The following is a 2,683-nucleotide window of genomic DNA, read 5'->3' as shown; positions in this document are numbered from 1 at the left end:
GGGGGGGGGGGTGTGGGGGGTCTATCGGTGGCGGGCGTGGCCAACCCCCCGGGTTTACGGGCGCTAACGCGCCGACTCCGCGCTCGAACTGCTCCAGCAGTACCAGTCGCTGCAGAGCGGCTCCAACGACTTCGCGATGATGGCCCAGGTCATGCAGCCGCTCCCTGCCGACGCCCGCCTGGTCAGCTGGCAGCGCGAGGGTGAGCGCCTGCAGGCGGGCGTGCTGTCGCGCGAGCTCGATCCACGCAAATATGTTTCCGCCTTCGAGGGCCACCCCTCGCTGTCGGCCGTGGTCGCCAGCCCGGCGACGGACGGCAAGGGCATGCTGCTCGACTTCAGCCTGGCCGCGGCCGCCGCGGCGTTGGAGCCGGCGCCGTGATGGCTGCGCGGTGGGAACAGGTCCGCCAGGAATGGCGGCAGAACCGACGATTCCGGCTTGGCCTGCTGGTGGTGCTGCTGGTGCTGGGACTGCAGGGGGTGCTGATGCTGTCTGACCGGCAGAAGGTGCTGGCCGAGGGCTACGAGCGGGAGGCCGCGCTGCTTGATCGCCTGACGGAAGCCAGCCGCGAGTCGGCGTGGCCCGAACGCGCCGACCAGGCCGAGGCGGCGCTCGCCGCTGCGCGCGACACGGTGCCCCAGGTCAGCAGCGCCGGTCTGGCCCAGGCCGAACTGCAGGCCTGGCTCAGCGGCCAGGCCGCCAGCGGCGGACTGCAGGATCCGCGCGTGCGGGTCGAGTCCACCCTGGACGTGCCGGGCCAGGCCGAGCTGTGGCAGGTGATTGCCCGGCTTGACGCCGTGGTGCCGCCGGGTCGGCTGGAAGGCTTCCTGCGTGCGCTGTCCACGGGACTGCCCTGGATCCAGGCCGAACGGCTGGAAGTGACCGAAGGTCGGGATACCCGGCTGGGCGTCATCGTGCGGGCTTATTACCGCAAGCCCGCGGCGCCCGGCGCTGCCGGAGCCGCCCCGGCGCCCAACGCACCTGCTGCTGACGGAGCAATCCAGTGAGCCCGGCCCTGCGGACTGCCCTGCGCTTCGCCGCCCCCTTCGCGGTGGGCGTGCTGGGCTACCTGCTGCTGGGGGCCGGGCCTCGTTCGGGTGCGGCCCGTGATACCGTGCCGGTCGATTGGGCGCTGCCGGTGGACGCTGCGCCGGACCTGGCTGCGGCGGCCGAACTCTGGCGCACCCGGTCGCCCTGGGGCGCCGTGGCGGCCGGAGCCGATGCCGCCTCCGACCAGGATGACAACGCCACCCTCCCGGTGGGCGTGTTCGCGGCGCGCGACGGGCTGGTGGCCCTGTTCGCCATCCCCGGTGCGCCCCTGCTCCGGGTGCGCCAGGGCGACCGCCTTCCCAGCGGCGGGCAGGTGACCAGCATTTCCCCGACCGGGGTGGGTTGGACCGACGCCAAGGGCCAGACCCGCCAGAGACAGCTCTTCATCGACCCTGACCCGCGCGCCACGGCGCCGAGTGATTCGCCGCCGCCGCGCCGCCGCCGTGCCTCCACTTCTTCGCAAGGCCAGTGAATATGATCCAAAGCCAATCCACCGTCCGCGCCGCCGCGCACCGCCCAGCCCGTTCGCGCCGCGCTGCCGTCCGGCAGTCGCTGGCCGCCCTGCTGGTCGGCCTGCTGGCCGCCTGTGCCACGGTGACCCCGCCAAGCTTCCCGGACCCGCTGCGCGCGCCCAAGGCCGAAACGGTGGGCCAGGACGTATTGGAAGAGGCTGCTGACGCCGAACGCAGCCGCCCGCGCATCGAGTCCGGCCCCACCGTGGAAAATGCGCCCGTGCGCATGGTGAACCGCGACAACCTGCCGCGCATGCCCAACAACAAGTCCATCTCCCTGAGCCTGGACGGCGTGACGCTGAGCGCTTTCATCAATGAAGTTTTCGGCACCGAGCTGGGCTTTTCGATCGAGATCGACCAGACCGTGCGCGCCCGCACCGAATTGGTCAGCCTGCGCCTGGTCGACCCCGAGCCTTCGCATCGGCTGTACGTGATCGCCCAGGAAGTGCTGCAGCGCTACGGCATCCTGATCACCGAAGAAAACGGCCTGCTTCGCTTCGCGCCGGGTGAGGGTGAAGCCGGAGACCCGCCGCGTCTGATCACGGCCCGCGCGCTGCCCGAAGTGCCGGCCGGCCAGCGCCCGGTGTTCGTCGCCATGCCCCTGGACGTCAGCGAGCCCGGCCGCATCGCCGCCCAGGTGCGCGGCCTGTTCGGCACCGGCGCCGGCGTCACCCTGACCGAAATGGTGGACGTAAACGCGCTGCTGATCAGCGGCTCGCCGGCCTCCGTGCAGGCGGCCATGGAGGCGGTGGCCATGCTTGACCGCGTGGCGCTGCGCGACAAGCGCTCGCTGCGCATCAACCCCCTGTACCTGGGCGCCGACGTGCTGGCCAAGGAGCTGCGCGACGTGCTGGTGGCGCAGGGTTATTCGGTGCGGGCTGGCGCCGGCACGGCCGGGGTGCTCACCTTCGTCCCGGTGGTGTCGGCCAATGCGCTGATCATTTTCGCCGAGTCCGACCAGGCCCTGGCCGCGGCGGCGGAATGGGCCGAGCGCCTGGACCAGCCCAGCGACGAAAGCGCCGGCGACGGCGGCGTCTATTTATATGCTGCCCGCCACACCACGGTGGAGACGCTGCTGCCGGTGCTGGAGGCGCTGGTGGGAACCGGCGGCGGCACCGGCGGC

General features: G+C 72.0%; 4 protein-coding genes. All 4 read left to right on the top strand.

The window, feature by feature from the left end:
* The first annotated feature begins 151 nt into the window (after nucleotides 1-151).
* Nucleotides 152-379, top strand: coding sequence for a hypothetical protein (locus tag K0M70_RS12725; RefSeq protein ID WP_290782505.1), 228 nt, complete (start codon nucleotides 152-154; stop codon nucleotides 377-379).
* Nucleotides 379-1,005 (top strand): hypothetical protein, encoded by a 627-nt coding sequence (locus tag K0M70_RS12720; protein ID WP_290782503.1) that lies wholly within the window; start codon nucleotides 379-381, stop codon nucleotides 1,003-1,005. Before K0M70_RS12725 ends, K0M70_RS12720 begins: the two co-directional genes overlap by 1 nt.
* A complete protein-coding gene (locus tag K0M70_RS12715; protein WP_290782501.1) occupies nucleotides 1,002-1,520 on the top strand; it encodes a hypothetical protein in 519 nt (172 codons plus the stop codon). Before K0M70_RS12720 ends, K0M70_RS12715 begins: the two co-directional genes overlap by 4 nt.
* A 2-nt stretch (nucleotides 1,521-1,522) precedes the next feature.
* The coding region (locus K0M70_RS12710; protein WP_290782499.1) for a hypothetical protein at nucleotides 1,523-2,683 on the top strand (1,161 nt) is incomplete at its 3' end.

Origin of the sequence: Arenimonas sp., from assembly GCF_019459675.1 — a bacterium.
GTDB lineage: Bacteria > Pseudomonadota > Gammaproteobacteria > Xanthomonadales > Xanthomonadaceae > Arenimonas.
Note: the sequence above shows the minus strand (reverse complement) of the source record. Positions and strands in the feature narration are given on the sequence as shown.

What these genes read in the sequence shown, in the direction of transcription:
- K0M70_RS12725 (WP_290782505.1), top strand. Translation starts at nt 152, where the DNA reads ATGCAGCCGCTCCCTGCCGACGCCCGCCTGGTCAGCTGGCAGCGCGAG.
- K0M70_RS12720 (WP_290782503.1), top strand. Translation starts at nt 379, where the DNA reads ATGGCTGCGCGGTGGGAACAGGTCCGCCAGGAATGGCGGCAGAACCGA.